Consider the following 17,192-nt stretch of genomic DNA (forward strand, 5'->3'; position numbering starts at 1 on the left):
GGCCGTGTGCCCGGAAGATGCCGTTAACACTGCGGGATCGCCGCGTGTCTGGGCTTGAGCTCATAAACCCGCCGGGGGATGTCTGGCGATGAGTCGTGCGATTCTACACGGCTGGCGTCAGGAGGGAATGCCGGGAAGTGTTTGTCAGGCGCTGACGGAGCGTGTGGGATGACGACTGGCAACTATCACTCGGGATTCAGCACCTGGTGCTGCCGTGTGATCAACGCATTTAGACCAATGCCTGCAGTGCTCAGCAGCAGGAAACTTAGTGCCAGGGTTATTTGCAGATTGCTTTCGTTGAGGTTGATCAAGGCGCTGATCAGACCACCGAAGATAAAAATCAGCGTATTCCCGGCCGACGCCGAAGTGCCAGCGTTGTCCGGGAACACCTCCATGGCGTTGGATGTTGCGACCGGGCGGGCGATGGTCGTGCCAGCGGTGCAGATGATCATCGGGATCAACACCGTCAGAGTCGAAAGCCCCAACAGGCTTGAGAACAAAAGCATCACCAGCCCCGAGAAAAAGATCAGGCCAAGGCCCACGATAATCTGTGTGTTGGGCGTGATCCGGGTGGCGAGCACTCGAGCGACGACACCTCCGATGATGTAGGCCGCACCATAGAGCAGCAGGGTCAGTGAGAACTCGTACGGCGAAAGCTGCAACTGCTCCATGAAGATCAGCGGCGAGATGACAATGAAGGAAAAGTGGCAGGTGAATGCAATCGCTGCGATCAGCCAATAGCCGAGGAAACCGGCGTCGCGACAGACCATTCGGTATGAATGGATGATGCTCTGGCGTGGGGCTGTGACGGGCCGCTGGTTTTCAAGAAAAAAACAGGCCTTCAGAAATACGGCGACGGCCAAAGCAATAAAGGCAATGAAGCTCCCGGGCCAGTCCAGTACTTGTTGCAGCAGGGTGCCCAGCAGTGGCGAAACAGAAATGAAAATCCCGCTGGCGGTGACCATCAGGATCCGCAACTGATCGCGCTCCTTGCCGTCGAACAGGTCCTGAACAAGTGCCTGTGAGAGTACGAAACAACCGCAGCCGATGGCCTGAACCAACCGGAACATCAGGAACCAGGCGTACTCGGTTGACAGGACGCAACCCACCGCGCCGATGATCGAGACCGCCATTCCGGCCAGCAGCAGACCCTTGCGCCCGATAGCATCCGAGAGTGGCCCGATCAGTAGTTGAGACAGGGAAATGCCGATGGCAAACAGGCTGATGGAGAAGGCGATGTCGGCCGGTGTGGTCCGCAAGTGTTCGGCCAGCGCCGGGAAGGATGGTAGCAGGACATCAAGGGGGAAGACCCCGAGCAGCACCATGGTCATCAGCAAGATGATCGCCGCTCGACGTTTTTTGATACTGACAGCAGATTTTCCTTCATTCATCGACCAGCCCTGCCTTGGAGAAAAGTTGCCGGTTGGCAGGCAGCTCGAAGAATCCCGCCTTTTTCAATGCTTGCAGCGTGGCGCCGGCGCCTGATCGGGCGCGCAGGAGACATGCGTGAGGGCCTGCCAGATCACAGAGGATTTGCGCGATAGCTGTCTCGGCCACGCTGGCGCTGCGCAGGCTTTCCCTCAGCCAGCGCTCATCGACTTCAAAGAAAATCAGGAGAATCTCCAAAATCACTCTGGCGGCGAAAGGGCGTTGATCGCTGCTCAGGTGTAGCCACAAATAATGGAACACTTCGGAAAAATAGCGACTGTGTCGCGCCTCGTCGGCGAGGTGGTCCCTGAGCATTTCCTGGGCACTGCACACCAATACGTCGCGACAAACGTCGAGCAGTTCCTTGGCGATAATCGTCTCTGAAACGAAACCGACCAGAAACAACGCCAGCGCCTTGTGTTTGTCAGGCGTGCGGTCAAGCAGGGTGTTCAGTCGGGCTATCCGCTGGGGCATGACCGGCCGATCGGTCATTCCATAGAAGTCAGCAATCTGCTCGGCGAGGCTATTGGAGAACAGCGCGTGATAACCCTCATCGGTGTAGAGCTGCAACGCGGCCGTTTTCATCCGTAGGGGAACGCAAACACCGAGTTCGTCATGGACGATGGCTTCGACGGATCGGTTGACGATGCGATGTTCGAGCAGGGTGGTGTAGTCGAGGAAATACACCAGATGGTTGGCTGATAATCGATGGACGATCGCTCTACCTGCTTCCTTGATTGCAGGGTGATTCAGATAAGGCAGGAAAGCTGGCGGGAACCAGTGCCTGGTTTCCAGTTGCCGCTCCAGATCCGATGGCAATAAATAAGTGTGCTTGCTGGTTCGCACCGAGGCGCGGGCGTTCCAGTCACAGAGGGTGAAACGATGGGCCCAGAAGTCGGGGGCCGACGCTTGGTCGATGAGGGGCTCAGTCATTGTTCCTGCTCCCGCTCGTTTAACAGCGCTTTTAACTCCTTGCACATCACTTGCCCGTCGCTCTGGCCGCAGCCGACAAAAAACAACGGTTGTTCCGCGCTGTCATCGAGCCCCAGCAGCGTTTCGACCTGATCGTCCGCCAATGCGCCGGTCAACCAGGTGCTCAGTCCCAGTGAGGTGGCCACCAGTTGAAAGGTCTGGGAAATATGACCCGCCTCGACGTAAGCCATGCGGTAGGCCCGCGAGTGCTCATATTTCCACCACAGTTTGTCGAATCGACTGGTGATGAATAGGCCTACTGGCAGGTTATTGATGAAGTGTTGGCCGCAGAGAATTTGACCCAGAGGAGAGTCAGGGGGCGGGCTCACATAGCTCAAGGCGTGTTCGGCAGGGTGGTAGGTGTAAACACCGGGCTTCAGTCGATTGACGTTTTGCACCAGAAGAAAGCCTTCGCAGGCATTCAGTCCGCCGCCGGAGGGGCTGCTGCGTCGTGCGCCAAGACCTTCGACAATGGTTTCGTCGACGTCATTTTCGCGCTCATGCAAGTAACCGAGAGACAGGTAAAGCAGTGTGCCAAGCTCTTCGAGGGAAACGGTTTCACCCGTAAAGGCACGGCAGGTTTTTCGGTCGATCAGGGCTTTTGCAAGAGAGCCTTCTGGCAGGCAGGAGGGTTTTGGCAGCATAAGCAGCTCGCTTGCCAGGCATTCCGCGAGTCGGGGGTCCGGCGCGGGTGTAGTCAGTACTTCTGTGCAATGGTCCAGATAGTGTTTCGACCATTCATGGGTATTTTGGGGGATATGTTCGCAAGGAATGTTCTTGGTGCCGATATGGAATATTTTCGATAGTTCATCCCAGCCCCATTCGATAGTGTCTGGTATAGATGTTGTCAATATCCCTGCGCTCAGAAGCTGCGTGTCTACTATGTTGCGGTCATCAAACTCTTCGGGGTTGTCGATAAGCTGTGCGAGACGGGTTGAATACTCAAGATTCAATTCGAATTGTTTGTGGTTCTTGTAATCCCAAACTATTTGACCAGGAGTACTAGGAAGTATGAATAGGTAGGGGTTTATATACATGATGGGCGGTTCGCTCTGGACAGTACCATAGAAAACACTGGGTAGCCGGCACTCCCCAGCGCTTCATTTACTTAACGGACTTTTGGGGCAACCAGAAAAGCCAGGTTGGCGATGGTGTTAGCTTCCAGAGTAATTGCTTTCATGTTTGGAACTCCTTGTAATTGATAGCGAGTGCCACTTCGTGGTGACAACTCAATCATAGTTTGTAACGAACTATTATCAAGGAAATACTTGGTAGGAATTTTCCAGTAATTCTGTAGGAGGGATCTTGGGGCTGTCTTGTAAACTCTGTTATCTAAAATAAAAGACACAGAGAAACGTCCTGCAGGTCAGTAAGACTGCTGGAGTAAGAAGTTGGTGAGTTCAATACCAAATAGTATAGAACGGGGAGCCGGCTGGCTCCCCGTCAAACCGGTGTAATCAGCTGTTTGGCAGCAGTCGGCAAGTAATGCTCTTGATGTAACGCGTCTCGGCAATCGCCGGATGCACCGGATGATCCGGTCCCTGACCGCCACGCTCCAGTATCTGGATATTGCGGTCCAGGTGACGGGCGCTGGTCAGCAGGATGTTTTGCAGGTCGTCTTCGGGCAGGTGCATGGAGCACGAAGCGCTGACCAGGATGCCGTCTTTGCTGAGCAGGCGCATGGCTTGCTCGTTCAGACGACGGTAGGCGCCTTCACCGTTTTTCATGTCTTTCTTGCGTTTGATGAACGCCGGCGGGTCGGCAACGATAACGTCGAAGCGTTCTTCGCTGGCTTTCAGCTCTTTCAGGGCTTCGAAGACATCGCCTTCGACGCAGGTGATTTTTTCGGCAAAACCGTTCAGCGCAGCGTTGCGCTCGACGCCGTCGAGGGCGAAGGCCGAAGCGTCGACGCAAAACACTTCACTGGCGCCGAACGCGGCCGCTTGCACGCCCCAACCGCCGATGTAGCTGTACAGATCGAGAACGCGCTTGCCTTTGGCATAAGGTGCCAGACGCGCGCGGTTCATCCGGTGGTCGTAGAACCAGCCGGTTTTCTGTCCCTGGATGACCGGCGCTTCGAATTTCACGCCGTTCTCTTCCAGGGCCACCCACTCCGGCACCAGGCCAAAGACGGTTTCGACATAGCGATTGAGGCCTTCGGCATCACGGGCGGCGGAGTCGTTCTTGAACAGAATGCCGCTTGGCTTGATGACCTGAGTCAACGCAGCGATCACGTCGTCTTTATGGGCTTCCATGGTCGCCGAGGCGATCTGGACCACCAGGATGTCGCCGAAACGGTCGACCACCAGGCCCGGCAGCAGGTCGGAGTCACCATAGACCAGACGATAGAATGGCTTGTCGAACAGCCGATCGCGCAGGGACAGGGCCACGTTGAGGCGGTGCACCAGCAGCGACTTGTCCAGCGGCAACTTGATGTCCCGGGACAGCAAACGTGCGCAGATCAGGTTGTTTGGGCTCATGGCGACGATGCCCAGCGGCTTGCCGCCGGCAGCTTCCAGAATCGCTTGATCGCCCGCCTTGAAGCCGTGCAGTGGAGTGGCGGCTACATCGATTTCATTGCTGTAGACCCACAGGTGGCCGTTGCGCAGGCGACGATCGGCGTTGGCTTTGAGGCGCAGGCTTGGCAGGGACATGACGTCGCTCCGGAAAAAAGAGCGGGAGTATAGCCTGTTGTGTAGGGAATGGCCGCGCAGGCCGATGAAAGCCCGGCGTCGCTTCGGGTTTTGGAGGTGTCGGATCGGACTTTATAAAGGTTAGAATCGCCACCTAGCCCAGAGTGTGTACCTATGTCCCAAGAGCTTTCCCCCGAACAGATTCAACAGAGCCTGCAAGGCATCAGCGTGCCGCCTCAACCGCAAATCATGGTGGATTTGCAGATGGAGCAGTATATGCCGGACCCGGATCTGGAAGTCATCGCTCGGTTGATTGCCCAGGATCCAGGCCTCTCCGGTGCGTTGCTGAAGATCGTCAACTCGCCGTATTACGGGCTGAGCAACAAGATCGCGTCGATACAACGCGCGGTGAACTTGTTGGGCAGCCGCTCGATTATCAATTTGATCAACGCCCAGTCGATCAAGGGCGAGATGAACGACGACACCATCCTCACGCTGAACCGTTTCTGGGATACCGCCCAGGATGTGGCAATGACCTCCCTGACCCTGGCCAAGCGCATTGGCTCGCAAGCGGTCGATGAGGCCTATGCCCTGGGGTTGTTTCATGATTGCGGGGTGCCGCTGATGCTCAAGCGCTTCCCCAACTACATGAGCGTTCTTGAAGAATCTTATGCGGGTGCGGGCGCGCAATGCCGCGTGGTGGACACCGAAAATCGCGCGTTCAACACCAATCATGCGGTGGTCGGCTACTACACCGCGAAGTCGTGGCGCTTGCCGGACCACGTGAGCGATGCCATCGCCAATCACCACAATGCGCTGGCTATCTTCAGCGATGAATCGTCGCGTAATAATCAGTTGAAGAACCTGTTGGCGATTCTGAAAATGGCCGAACACATCTGTGCCTCGTACCGGGTGTTGGGCAATCAGATCGATGACCATGAGTGGAACAGCATCAGCCACCTGGTGCTCGATTATGTCGGCCTTTCGGACTACGACTTCGAGAACCTCAAAGAGTCGATTCGCGAGTTGGGCGCTCACCGTTGAGCGTCGGTTATTTTCTGACCTGAGAGCGCCATGCCTGAATTACCTGAAGTCGAAACCACCCGGCGCGGTATTGCCCCGCACCTGGAAGGCCAGCGCGTCAGCCGCGTGATCGTTCGTGACCGGCGCTTGCGCTGGCCGATTCCGGAAGACCTCGATGTGCGCCTGTCCGGGCAACGTATCGTGAAGGTCGATCGGCGGGCCAAATACCTGCTGATCAATGCCGAGGTCGGGACGCTGATCAGCCATTTAGGCATGTCGGGGAATTTGCGCCTGGTAGAAGTCGGCATGCCGGCGGCCAAACACGAACATGTGGATATCGAGCTGGAGTCGGGCCTGGCGTTGCGCTACACCGACCCTCGGCGGTTCGGGGCGATGCTTTGGAGTCTCGATCCACTCAATCACGCGCTGTTGATCCGCCTGGGCCCCGAGCCGCTGACCGATCTGTTTGACGGCGAGCGGTTGTTCCAGCTTTCCCGCGGGCGCTCGATGGCGGTGAAACCCTTCATCATGGATAACGCCGTGGTGGTTGGCGTAGGCAACATCTACGCGACTGAAGCGCTATTCGCGGCCGGCATCGATCCGCGACGCGAGGCCAAGGGCATTTCCCGGACGCGATATCTGAAGCTGGCGATCGAGATCAAGCGCATCCTCGCCCATGCCATTGAGCGCGGTGGTACGACCTTGCGCGACTTTATCGGTGGCGACGGTCAGCCCGGCTACTTCCAGCAGGAATTGTTCGTCTACGGCCGTGGCAATGAGCACTGCAAAGTCTGCGGTACGGGTCTGCGAGAGGTTCGCCTGGGACAGCGCGCCAGCGTCTATTGCCCACGTTGCCAGAGCTGAGTCGACCTCAAGGTCTATAGTGAGTCTTTGTTTGTTTGCTGAAGGACACCATGCCATGAAGCTGTTTCCCACCCTCGCTGTTGCGCTGGCCTTGAGCCTGGGCCTGCAAACATCGCCGGCCTTGGCCTCTTCTGGAAACGGCAGTGGCGACCCGAGTTACACCATTGAGAACCCGCCGGCCTTCGCCATGATCGGCGACCTGTTGATTGCCCGGCCATTGCTGGTGGTGGCGACCGTCATCGGGGCGGGGGTGTTTGTGGTGTCGTTGCCGTTTACTGCGTTTGGCGGTGGGATCGGCGAGGCCGGCCAGGCGCTGGTGCTCGATCCGGGCAAAGCGGCATTTGCGCGCTGCCTGGGGTGTACCGGAGAGGGGTATGGCCAGCGGGAGTGATTGAGGGTGTGGCTGCTGGCCCCCGTAGCAGCTGCCGAAGGCTGCGTTCGGCTGCGCAGCAGTCGTAAAACAGGCACTGCGGTATTTCAGACAAGCCGTGCATGCAGGATTTACGACTGCTGCGCCCGAGCGCGGACCGAGCCGAACGCAGGCTTCGCCAGCTGCTACGGTTCGCGTAAGGGTCTTGACTGACCGGCATTGGGGCTTGCTCGCGATGGCTGCCTGGCAGGCGCCACCATCATCCGAAACTTACACCTTGCCAGTAATGATCTTGTACTTGGCCATCAGCTGTTCTTCGGTTTCCGGATGGGCTTCATCCAGCGGGATGCAGTCGACCGGACAGACCTGCTGGCACTGCGGCTCGTCGTAATGACCGACGCATTGGGTGCACAGGTTCGGGTCGATCACGTAGATCTCTTCACCTTGAGAGATGGCAGCGTTCGGGCACTCGGGTTCGCAGACGTCGCAATTGATGCAATCGTCGGTGATGATCAGGGACATGGGGCACTCCTGCCGGGGCGGCTGGCCCAGGCATCTGAAAACTAATGCGCACAATTGTGCCGCATTGGCGCCCGCAGTGCACGCGGGCGCGATGGACTGCAAAAAAATTGCAGCCTTAGGCAGCCTATCTGCGTTACTTCTTGAACCGCAGTGTCAGCGCATCAGCGACGGCAGGGTGGACGAACTTGGCAATATCGCCGCCCAAGGCCGCGATTTCCCGAACCAGCGTCGAGGAGATGTACGAATAACGCTCCGACGGGGTGAGGAAGAGACTTTCCACATCCGGCGCCAACTGACGGTTCATGTTGGCCAGCTGAAACTCGTATTCGAAGTCCGATACCGCCCGCAGCCCTCGCAGAAAGATATTGGCGTCCTTCTCCTTGGCGAAATGCGCAAGCAGCGTGGAGAAGCCGACGACTTCGACGTTCGGCAAATGTTTGGTGACCTCGCGGGCCATCGCCACTCGTTGTTCCAGGGGAAACAACGGGTTTTTTTTCGGGCTGGCGGCGACGGCAATGATCACGTGGTCGAACAGGCGCGCGGCGCGTTCGACCAGATCGCCATGGCCCTTGGTAATAGGGTCGAAGGTACCTGGGTACAACACTCGGTTCATCGCGTCGTCCTGGCGGGAGTCCGTTGGGGAATCGGATGGTATCGCAGCCGTCCCGGTCGGCCAAGTCGCCTTTAAAGTAAGAAAGCACTATAGACAGTACGAATAGTGTGCTTTTTCACGAGTTTTTTAAACGTTCTGCCAGTGAAGTCGCCAGTTGCGCTGTCAGTCCGTAGACCGACAGCTGCGGGTTGGCGCCAATACTGGTGGGGAACAGCGAGCCATCATGGATCGACAAATTGCTCAGCTGATGATGCCGGCCGAGGCTGTCGCAGACGGCATTTTTCGGTTCTTCGCCCATGGCACAGCCGCCCATCACGTGAGCACTGCCCAGGCGCGTGCGATACAACTCAAGGCTCAGACCGTCGATCAGCGTACGGGCTTCGGCCAGGGTTTTTACAAAATGCGCATCGTTGTGCAGGGGCATGACTTGCCTGGCGCCTCCAGCAAACTGGATTTCGGCCATGCTGTGAAAGGCCCGGCGCAAACCGTCCCAGGCATAGGCTGAAACCTGGTAGTCGAGCACGGGTGTGCCGTCACCGCGAAGCTCGACGCCGCCGCCGGGGCTGTCCGGGTGGAAGCCATCTCGCAGCAGCGCGAGCATGGCGTGAGTATGGGGCAGCTGTTCCATGCGCAGGGCGTTGTCTGTGCCGAAACCGCCGAACAAGGTACTGGCCAACGCCGGGTGCAGTGGCGGTACCTCCAGTTTGTAGGACATCTTGCCGGTGGTGCCGTCCTGCCATTGAAAGTGGTCGGAATAAATCGATTGAGGCGCGCCGTAGAACGGATTGATCACCTCGTCGAAATGTCCGGCAGACATGTTCACCAGGTGCAGGAAGGTCCGTTTGCCGAGCCGCCGATGGGGGTCAGGCGCCTCGGAGCGCAACAGCAAGGCCGGGCTGTTGATGCCGCCACCGGCCAGCACATAGTGCCGCGCCTTGACGGTAATGCTGCGCCCGGTTGGCGCGACGCAACGCGCATCCATGGCTATGCAGTGCAGGCCGCTGATCTTGTCGTCCTTGATCAGCAGGCGCTCGGCGCGGGCCAGATACAACAGCTCGCCGCCTTTTTCCAGGGTCGCCGGAATGGTGGTCACCAGCATCGACTGTTTGGCGTTGGTCGGGCAGCCCATGCCGCAGTAGCCGAGGTTCCAGCAGCCGAGAACATTGCGTGGGATCACATGCCAGCCATAGCCGAGCTTTTCGCAACCCTTCTTGATCACATCGTTGTTGGCGTTGGGCGGCATGATCCAGGGTGCGATGCCCAGGCGTTGCTCCATTTTTTCGAACCAGGGTGCCATCTCGGCAGGGCTGTGGCCTTTGACCTGGTGTTCCTTGGCCCAGTGTTCGAGCGTCGGCTCCGGGGTGCGAAAGCTCGAGGTCCAGTTGATCAGCGTCGTGCCGCCGACCGCACGGCCTTGCAGGATGGTGATGGCGCCGTCCTTGCTCATGCGCCCGATGCCTTCCTGATAGAGGCTGGCGTAGGCCTGGTCTTCGAGCATCTTGAAATCGCTGCTGGTCTTGAGCGGGCCTTCTTCGATCAGCAGCACCTTGTAACCGGCGGCACTGAGAATTTCCGCCGTGGTCCCGCCACCGGCACCGCTGCCGATGATCGCCACATCCGCTTCCAGCGTCAGGTCCTGCTCGAGTTGCGAACCGTCCCGGGTTTTCCAGCCACGGGCCAGGCCCTCGCGAAACAGATCAGGTACGGGCATTTAAGGTTCTCTTGTTTTTGTTTTGTGGGAGCGGGCTTGCCCGCGAATGGAGCGCCGCACTCTCAAACCTTGGGCGGCCCCGGATACCCGCAATGCGCCCACGACTCCGCGCGGCCGTACCAGGCCATCATCATCAACTGCAAAATCGAGCTGTGGCCCATGCGCAGCAGGCTCAGCGAGCTGTTTTCCCAGCGCTTGAGAAAGTGCCGGATATCATCGGCGCTGGCGTTCTCCCAACTGCCCCAGACACCGGTCAACGGCCCACGGGTGACAGGCATGCCGAGCACGTCGAACAGCTGCCGGGTCAGCTTGAGCATTTCCGGCGACAGGTGATCAAGGCCGCGATCCAGGCTTTGCAGGGTGCCGTCGATGGCGGCGGGCATCTTCTCGGCAGCCGCGGCGCCCTCGAGCATCACCGGAATCAGCGCTCGCAGAAATGCCAGGTCACTGCTGCGCAGAATCGCAAAACCGCTGGCCACAGTGCCGGCCGAGCAACCGCTGAGGCTGGCGCCAAGCCCGGCGGTGGCCAGGAAGGCGCTGGCGCACAGGCTGAATTTCAATAGGCCGCGGCGAGACAGCTCGGGTGATTCGGACAGGCTTGGGATCATTATTGTTATTACCCGACGGCAGTATGGTCAGCGAATAAACAGCTTTTGAATCAGTTTCTGGATGGATTTGCCGTAAGGCGGATAAATCAACTTCGCCGCGTTCAGCCGTTGCTTGGTCAGTACGCCCTTGGCCTTGCTGAACGTCAGGAAACCTTCATGGCCGTGGTAATGGCCCATTCCCGATGCGCCGATGCCGCCGAACGGCAGGTCGTCCTGAGCGACATGCAGCAGGGTGTCGTTGATGCAAACGCCACCGGAGTGAGTCTCGTCGAGCACCCGACGTTGCTCGGCCTTGTCGTAACCGAAGTAGTAAAGCGCCAGTGGACGCGGCCGTTGGTTGATGTAGGCAAAGGCCTGATCCAGACCCTTGTAGGGCACGATGGGCAGCAGCGGGCCAAAGATTTCGTCCTGCATCACGGTCATCTCGTCGTTGACGTTCAGCAGCAGGCTGTGGCCCATGCGCCGGCCCTGGTTCTGTTCGAACAGCGGGATCAGCAGCGCGCCCTTGCTGGTGGCATCACTGAGGTAGCCGTTGAGTCGCGCCAGTTGCCGGTCATTGATGATGGCGGTGTAGTCCGGGTTATCGGCGAGTTTCGGATAAAACCCGCGAACGGCCTTGCGATAGGCTTCGACGAAGCTGCCCACCCGGTCCTCCGGTACCAGCACGTAATCCGGGGCGACGCAGGTTTGTCCAGCGTTCAGGGTCTTGCCGAAGGCAATGCGTTCAGCCGCATCCTTGAGCGGCACGTCGGCGGAAACGATGGCCGGGGACTTGCCGCCCAGTTCGAGGGTCACCGGAGTCAGATGTTCCGCTGCCGCGCGCATGACATGTTTGCCAATACTGGTGGCGCCGGTGAACAGCAGGTGATCGAAGCGCAGTCTGGAAAAGGCCATGCCGATCTCGGCTTCCCCCAACACCACACAGACCAGGTCTTCTGGAAAGACCCTGGCCAACAATTGCTTGAGCAACTGCCCGGTGGCTGGCGTCGACTCGCTGAGCTTGAGCATCACCCGGTTACCGGCGGACAACGCACCGACCAAAGGGCCGATGGCGAGGTAAAGTGGATAGTTCCACGGCACAATCACCCCGATCACGCCCAGCGGCTGATAGACGACCTTGGCCGAGGCCGGCTGGAAGGCCGCACCCACCGAGCGCCGGGACGCTTTCATCCAGTCTTTGAGGTGTTTGCTGGCATAGCGGATGCCGTGCAGGCTGGGCATAAGCTCGGCGAGCAAGGTTTCATCGGCGCTGCGATGGCTGAAGTCCTGGCTGATGGCGTCGATCAATGCCTGGCGTTCGTCGCTCAACACTTCACGCAGGGCCTTGAGCCACTGCTGGCGTTGCGCTGCCGGCGGCATCGGGTTGCCTGCGTAGGCCTGGCGTTGGGCGGCAAACAGGCGGTGAAGCTCGTCCAGTTGCGGTTGAGAGTCTTGCAGGTAGGCAATATCGGCAGACATGGACGGCTCCTTTTTATTTGAGTGATTGGGGTTTTAGAGTCTATGCTCTAAAAAGTCAAATGACATCCCTCGACAGCTTTGATTTATCCGATCCGGGATAGGTCGTAAGATGTTCGGCAACGCACTCTGAATTAAAGCCCAAGCCCATGGCCCCACGGATAAAAACCAGCGAGCGCATCGTCCAGAACAGCCTGGAGTTGTTCAATCAGCAGGGCGAACGCAGCGTCAGCACCAACCATATCGCCGCCCACATGGAAATTTCTCCGGGCAACCTGTACTACCACTTTCCCAACAAGCAGGCGATCATCGCCGTGCTGTTCAGTGAATACGAAAGCCTGGTCGACAGTTTTTTGCGTCCACCCCAAGGCCGCGCTGCCACCGTCGAAGACAAGCGCTATTACCTGCAAGCGCTGCTCGCCGCGATGTGGCGCTACCGCTTCCTGCATCGGGACCTCGAACACCTGCTCGACAGCGATGCGGAGCTGGCTGACCGTTATCGACGCTTTTCCCAGCGTTGTTTGATTCAGGGTGGAGCCATTTATGAGGGCTTCGTCGAGGCCGGCATTCTGCGAATGGACAAGGTCCAGATCGAATCTCTTACCCTCAACGCCTGGATCATCCTGACTTCCTGGGTGCGTTTTCTCTGCACCACGCGGGAAAATTCCACGCATCTGAGTGAAGAGGCCATCAAGCGAGGTGTTTACCAGGTGCTGGTGCTGGAAGCCGGATTTGTCACGGACCAGGCGCGGGACGCGGTGAATGCGTTATTCGAGGAGTTTTATGTGCCACTGGCGCAGGCACTGGAAGAAGTGCAGTAGGATTAACCTCTGACCTCATCACGGGAGCCCGCTATGCCCATTGCGCAATTGATCAGCCCTCAAGCTCTGGACCTGAAAAAGGAGCAGGACGGGTTGGTGATTCTGGATTGCCGTTTTGCCCTCGAAGACCCGGACTACGGCCAGCGCAGTTATGCCGAAGGGCATATCGCCGGTTCTTCCTTCGCCGATCTGGAGCGTGATCTCAGTGACCGGATGATCAAGGGCGTGACCGGGCGTCATCCACTGCCGGATCCCGCAAAGCTGATTGAGCGCTTGCAGGCCTGGGGTATCAATGCCGACAGCGAAGTCGTGCTGTATGACGACGGCCCTGGTGCCTTTGCCGCGCGCGCCTGGTGGCTGCTGGCCTGGCTGGGCAAGCGCGACGGAGTGTTTATCCTCGACGGCGGATTGAAAGCCTGGCATGCGGCGGGCTTGCCATTGAGCCTGGACGCGCCTGGCACCCCGCCTGGCACCTTTACCGGCACACCCGATAACTCGCTGCTATTGAGTGCCGAACAGCTGCAAAAGCGCCTCGGCCGGCCAACCCTGACCTTGCTCGATGCGCGCGCCGAGCCGCGATTTCGTGGCGAGGTGGAGCCGATCGACCCCGTAGCCGGGCATATCCCCGGCGCACAATGCGCGGCATTCAGTGAAAACCTGGGCAGCGACGGACGCTTTTTGCCAGCCGAGCAGCTCAAACAACGTTTCGCCGCGAAGCTGGGTGACCGTTCACCGAGTGAGCTGGTGGCGTACTGCGGTTCCGGCGTGACGGCGTGCCATAACCTGTTTGCGTTGTGCCTGGCGGGCTATCCGTTGGCCGGTTTGTACGCGGGATCGTGGAGTGAGTGGATTACCGATCCCACGCGTGGGGTTGCCAAAGGCGATTGATGCCGGGTCCGCTTTCATATTGAGTGTGCAGTGAAAGATCGCAGCCTGCGGCAGCTCCTACGCCGACCGCGTACCCTGTAGGAGCTGCCGCAGGCTGCGATCTTTTCGGCCATCACCGGATCAAATGGGCAACTGCCCCATCATCCAGCGCAACAGAAAGAACACCAGCAACCCGCCGCCAATGGTCGCCAGCAAATGCCGGGTCAACGCGGCAATGGCAATCGCTGCCAGCCCGGCCAGCAAATACGCATTACTGAGGTTCAGCGCCCAATGCTCGCCATCGGGCAGCAGCATGCCTGGCACCACAATGGCAGTGAGCACTGCAGTCGGCACGTAATGCAAACCCTGGCGCACCAGTGGCGGGAAACTCAGGTTTGGCCAGGCGAACAAGCTGTAGCGCAGAACGAAAGTGATGGTCGCCATGCCGAAAATCAGCCACCAGTAACTCATGGGTGCAGCTCCTTTTCCGAGCGCATCGCCAATTGCTGGCGCTCCAGCACGACGCCGACGGCAATTCCGCTGAACGCGGCGGCCATCAACCCGAGTTTGTAGGGCCAGCTGTAAGTCATCAGCGCCACGGCACCCGCCGCCAAGGCTGCAGCCACTTGCGGTTTGTTGCGTAGCAATGGCACGACGATGCCGATAAAGGTCGCCAGCATGGCGAACTCAAGGCCCCAGCTGGCCAGATCCGGCACGGCCTGGCCAAACAACACCCCAACCAGCGAGCTGAGTACCCAGCAGGCGTACAGTGAGCTGGCCACGCCCACCCAATACCAGTGCGCCAGCGGCCGATCACCGTGCAGCAGATAGAAACGCTGGACCACGGCAAAGGTTTCATCGGTCAACCAGAACGCCAGCAACACCCGCCAGCGCTGCGGCAACTGGCTGGCGTGGGGCTGCAGAGTGGCGCTGTAGAGCACGTGGCGCAGGTTGACGATAAAGGTCGTCAGCAAAATTACCACGGCGCTGGCGCCCACGCCGAACAGACTGATGACGATGAATTGCGCGGAACCAGCATAGACGAACAGCGACATGCCGACTGCCTGCCATAACGTCAGGCCGGCGGAGCCAGCCAGTGTGCCGAAGATCAGCCCGAAGGGCAGAATGCCCACGGCCATGGCAAAGCTGTCGCGGATACCTCGGGAAAAAAGCTGTTTGCGGGTCATCGAGACTCTCCTTATTGCCCGCATCTTAGGCAGTCGGGTTGAGTCCGTCTTGAACGATCTTGCGCTGTAACCTAAAAGATCGCAGCCCTTATGCCGAGCACCTGTCTATGGCGAGGGAGCTTGCCCCGCTGGGCTGCGTAGCAGTCCTAAAATCTGCAATCGCGTTTTGTCTGGTAAGACTCAGCGGTCGGCTTTACGGCCGCTTCGCGGACGGACGCGTCCCCGGCCGGCCGGGAGCAAGCTCCCTCGCCACAATTAATCATCTGGCCGTAGACCTACGGTAACTGCCGGGCATTTCGATAAGCCCCCGGGCCGACGCCATAGACCTGTTTGAACTGCCGGCTCAGATGGCTCTGGTCGGCGAAGCCCAATTGTGTCGCCACTTCCAGCGGCAGGCAGCCGTCGCGCAATAGCGCCCGTGCTCGAGCGATCCGTTGCTGCATCAGCCAGGTATGTGGCGGCATGCCCGTGGCGCGGCGGAACACTCGTGCGAAATGAAAGGGTGACAGGTTGACCGCAGTGGCCAGTTCTTCGAGGGATGGCGGTGCGGCCAGCTGAGACTGCAGCAGTTCCTTGGCCTGGGCGACTGCCCGATGTTCCCGCCCGGGTTTATCGGGCGTCGACACGCCAGCGTGGCGTTGCAGCAACGACAACATCATTTCCCGCCAGACCGTTTGCTGTTGCAGCGCCGAGGCCGGGCTTTCCAGCAATCGGTGCAATTGGCAGAAACCGTCGACCAGATCCGGATCGCGATAGAGCGTGGCACCGAATGCAGGCAGGCTGTTGGCCGGTAGTTCGAGTTCGGCCAGTAGCGAAAGAATCTGCTCATTGTCGGGATAAAACGCCCGGTACAACCAACCGTCATCAGTGCCTTTATGGCCCGTGTGCAATTCGTCCGGGTTGATCAGCACCAGGGTTCCGCTACCCGCCAGGTGGTCTGCGCCGCGATAGCGATAACGCTGGGCGCCGGCCATGATCAGGCCGATGACATAGCCGTCATGCACATGGGGCACAAAACGCTGCTCGATGTAGCGGGCGGCCAATAACTCGACGCCGGCCAGCGGCGCGGTTTGCCAGAAACGGACCGACTCACCCTCAAGCTTCATTAGTGCTCCCTGAGGCCCGCGCCAGTCAGCCATTGCGGAATCCTGCGCTCCAGGTAGTAGCCAGGAGTGCGCAAGGTTCCATCGACAAAACCGACATGCCCACCCCGGGCCTGCAATTCGAATTGTGTGGTCGGCGACAGCTCGCTGGTTTGCGGTAGGCTGTGGGGAAAGACGAAAGGATCGTCAGCGGCCTGAATGATCAGGGTCGGCGTGCGGATGGCGCCGAGAAAGTAGCGACTGGAAGCACGCCGGTAATAGTCCTGCGCATCGACAAACCCGTTCAGTGGTGCGGTGACCCGGCCGTCGAAATCCCAGAAGGTCCGCATGTTGTCCAGCGAGCCCAGTTGCGCCAGAGTCGCCAGGCCTTCGCGGCGGCCATCATGGTGGAATTGCCGCTGCTTGTTTTTGATATAGGCGAGCATCTGGCGCATGAAGTGCGCCTGATAGACCTTTGAAAATCCCTGGCCGATACGATCGGCGCACTGGTCGAGACGAAAGGGTACCGAAACCGCCACCGCGCCCAGCAGTTCGCTGCGGTCGCCGGATTCCCCCAGATACTTGAGCAGCACGTTGCCGCCCAGCGAATAGCCAACCGCATACAACGGTGCCAAGGGTCGCTGGGCGCGCAAATGGCTGATGGCTGCCGCGAGGTCTTCACTGGCGCCGGAGTGATAACTGCGCGGCAGCAGGTTGGGTTCCCCGGAGCAGCCGCGCCAGTTCAGGGCCACACTGCCCCAGCCCTGAGCTGCAAGGGCTTTTTGCAGTCCGGCCACGTAGGGCGAATTCGAGGAGCCAGTCAGGCCGTGCAATACCAGCACCAAAGGCGCATCGAGGCTATGGGGGCCAAGCCAGTCGAGGTCGAGAAAATCGCCGTCCTCAAGCCACAGCCGTTCACGTTGTCGATCGAGATGGGTGGTTTTGCGCCACAACGGGCCCCACAAGGTTTGCAGGTGCGGGTTGCCCAGGCCCAGGGCAGGGGTGAAACGATCTGGCGGTGTGGGCACGGTTGTTC

General features: G+C 59.2%; 18 protein-coding genes. 5 read left to right on the forward strand and 13 right to left on the reverse strand.

The features are described from left to right. Positions 1–185: 185 nt before the first annotated feature. From F8N85_RS07145 to F8N85_RS07160, 4 genes are all read right to left on the reverse strand, one after another. Entirely contained in the window at positions 186–1,391 is a 1,206-nt protein-coding gene (locus F8N85_RS07145; RefSeq protein WP_150802955.1) for a multidrug effflux MFS transporter, read from the reverse strand. After that, positions 1,384–2,361 (reverse strand): diiron oxygenase, encoded by a 978-nt coding sequence (locus F8N85_RS07150; RefSeq protein WP_150802956.1) that lies wholly within the window; start codon positions 2,359–2,361, stop codon positions 1,384–1,386. Before F8N85_RS07150 ends, F8N85_RS07145 begins: the two co-directional genes overlap by 8 nt. Next, on the reverse strand, positions 2,358–3,437 hold the full coding sequence (locus tag F8N85_RS07155; RefSeq protein WP_150802957.1) for a SagB family peptide dehydrogenase: 1,080 nt from the start codon (positions 3,435–3,437) through the stop codon (positions 2,358–2,360). The genes F8N85_RS07150 and F8N85_RS07155 overlap by 4 nt, the downstream gene beginning before the upstream one ends. Before the next feature lie 420 nt (positions 3,438–3,857). Continuing rightward, positions 3,858–5,054 (reverse strand): class I SAM-dependent rRNA methyltransferase, encoded by a 1,197-nt coding sequence (locus F8N85_RS07160; RefSeq protein ID WP_150802958.1) that lies wholly within the window; start codon positions 5,052–5,054, stop codon positions 3,858–3,860. Between the two features lie 207 nt (positions 5,055–5,261). On the opposite strand from F8N85_RS07160, the gene F8N85_RS07165 reads away from it, so the two are divergent. The 3 genes from F8N85_RS07165 to F8N85_RS07175 are packed head-to-tail and all read left to right on the forward strand — an operon-like array spanning position 5,262 to position 7,311. Next, a complete protein-coding gene (locus F8N85_RS07165; protein ID WP_191636136.1) occupies positions 5,262–6,077 on the forward strand; it encodes an HDOD domain-containing protein in 816 nt (271 codons plus the stop codon). A 30-nt stretch (positions 6,078–6,107) separates the two neighbouring features. After that, on the forward strand, positions 6,108–6,920 hold the full coding sequence (gene mutM / locus F8N85_RS07170; RefSeq protein ID WP_150802960.1) for a bifunctional DNA-formamidopyrimidine glycosylase/DNA-(apurinic or apyrimidinic site) lyase: 813 nt from the start codon (positions 6,108–6,110) through the stop codon (positions 6,918–6,920). A gap of 55 nt (positions 6,921–6,975) precedes the next feature. Further along, positions 6,976–7,311, forward strand: coding sequence for a multidrug transporter (locus F8N85_RS07175; RefSeq protein WP_150802961.1), 336 nt, complete (start codon positions 6,976–6,978; stop codon positions 7,309–7,311). A 249-nt stretch (positions 7,312–7,560) separates the two neighbouring features. Here F8N85_RS07175 and F8N85_RS07180 read toward each other — a convergent pair whose 3' ends face one another. The 5 genes from F8N85_RS07180 to F8N85_RS07200 all read right to left on the reverse strand — a co-directional run bounded on the left by F8N85_RS07180 (position 7,561) and on the right by F8N85_RS07200 (position 12,202). After that, positions 7,561–7,812 carry a YfhL family 4Fe-4S dicluster ferredoxin gene (locus F8N85_RS07180; RefSeq protein WP_150642285.1) on the reverse strand — a complete coding sequence of 84 codons (252 nt, stop codon included), beginning with the start codon at positions 7,810–7,812 and terminating at the stop codon, positions 7,561–7,563. Between the two features lie 133 nt (positions 7,813–7,945). Then, complete coding sequence (gene coaD / locus F8N85_RS07185) at positions 7,946–8,425, reverse strand: pantetheine-phosphate adenylyltransferase (protein WP_150802962.1); 480 nt, start codon at positions 8,423–8,425, stop codon at positions 7,946–7,948. Between the two features lie 115 nt (positions 8,426–8,540). After that, positions 8,541–10,136: a GMC family oxidoreductase gene (locus F8N85_RS07190; RefSeq protein ID WP_150802963.1), complete on the reverse strand. Its 1,596-nt coding sequence runs from the start codon at positions 10,134–10,136 to the stop codon at positions 8,541–8,543. A gap of 62 nt (positions 10,137–10,198) precedes the next feature. After that, on the reverse strand, positions 10,199–10,744 hold the full coding sequence (locus F8N85_RS07195; RefSeq protein WP_150802964.1) for a twin-arginine translocation pathway signal protein: 546 nt from the start codon (positions 10,742–10,744) through the stop codon (positions 10,199–10,201). 27 nt (positions 10,745–10,771) lie between these two features. Beyond that, complete coding sequence (locus tag F8N85_RS07200; RefSeq protein ID WP_150802965.1) at positions 10,772–12,202, reverse strand: coniferyl aldehyde dehydrogenase; 1,431 nt, start codon at positions 12,200–12,202, stop codon at positions 10,772–10,774. Positions 12,203–12,348: 146 nt separating this feature from the next. On the opposite strand from F8N85_RS07200, the gene F8N85_RS07205 reads away from it, so the two are divergent. Both F8N85_RS07205 and F8N85_RS07210 read left to right on the forward strand, forming a co-directional pair. Continuing rightward, entirely contained in the window at positions 12,349–13,020 is a 672-nt protein-coding gene (locus F8N85_RS07205) for a TetR/AcrR family transcriptional regulator (RefSeq protein ID WP_150802966.1), read from the forward strand. A 33-nt stretch (positions 13,021–13,053) separates the two neighbouring features. After that, a complete protein-coding gene (locus F8N85_RS07210) occupies positions 13,054–13,908 on the forward strand; it encodes a sulfurtransferase (RefSeq protein WP_150802967.1) in 855 nt (284 codons plus the stop codon). A gap of 120 nt (positions 13,909–14,028) precedes the next feature. Here the strand turns inward: F8N85_RS07210 and F8N85_RS07215 are convergent, their stop codons facing one another. From F8N85_RS07215 to F8N85_RS07230, 4 genes are all read right to left on the reverse strand, one after another. After that, a complete protein-coding gene (locus F8N85_RS07215; RefSeq protein WP_150802968.1) occupies positions 14,029–14,358 on the reverse strand; it encodes an AzlD domain-containing protein in 330 nt (109 codons plus the stop codon). After that, entirely contained in the window at positions 14,355–15,074 is a 720-nt protein-coding gene (locus F8N85_RS07220) for an AzlC family ABC transporter permease (RefSeq protein ID WP_150802969.1), read from the reverse strand. The genes F8N85_RS07215 and F8N85_RS07220 overlap by 4 nt, the downstream gene beginning before the upstream one ends. 275 nt (positions 15,075–15,349) lie before the next feature. Next, entirely contained in the window at positions 15,350–16,180 is an 831-nt protein-coding gene (locus tag F8N85_RS07225; RefSeq protein WP_150802970.1) for an AraC family transcriptional regulator, read from the reverse strand. Further along, a complete protein-coding gene (locus F8N85_RS07230; protein WP_150802971.1) occupies positions 16,180–17,184 on the reverse strand; it encodes a hydrolase in 1,005 nt (334 codons plus the stop codon). Before F8N85_RS07230 ends, F8N85_RS07225 begins: the two co-directional genes overlap by 1 nt. Positions 17,185–17,192 lie beyond the last annotated feature (8 nt).

It is taken from the genome of Pseudomonas fluorescens (assembly GCF_902497875.1).
In the GTDB taxonomy this organism is placed as follows: domain Bacteria; phylum Pseudomonadota; class Gammaproteobacteria; order Pseudomonadales; family Pseudomonadaceae; genus Aquipseudomonas; species Aquipseudomonas fluorescens_BR.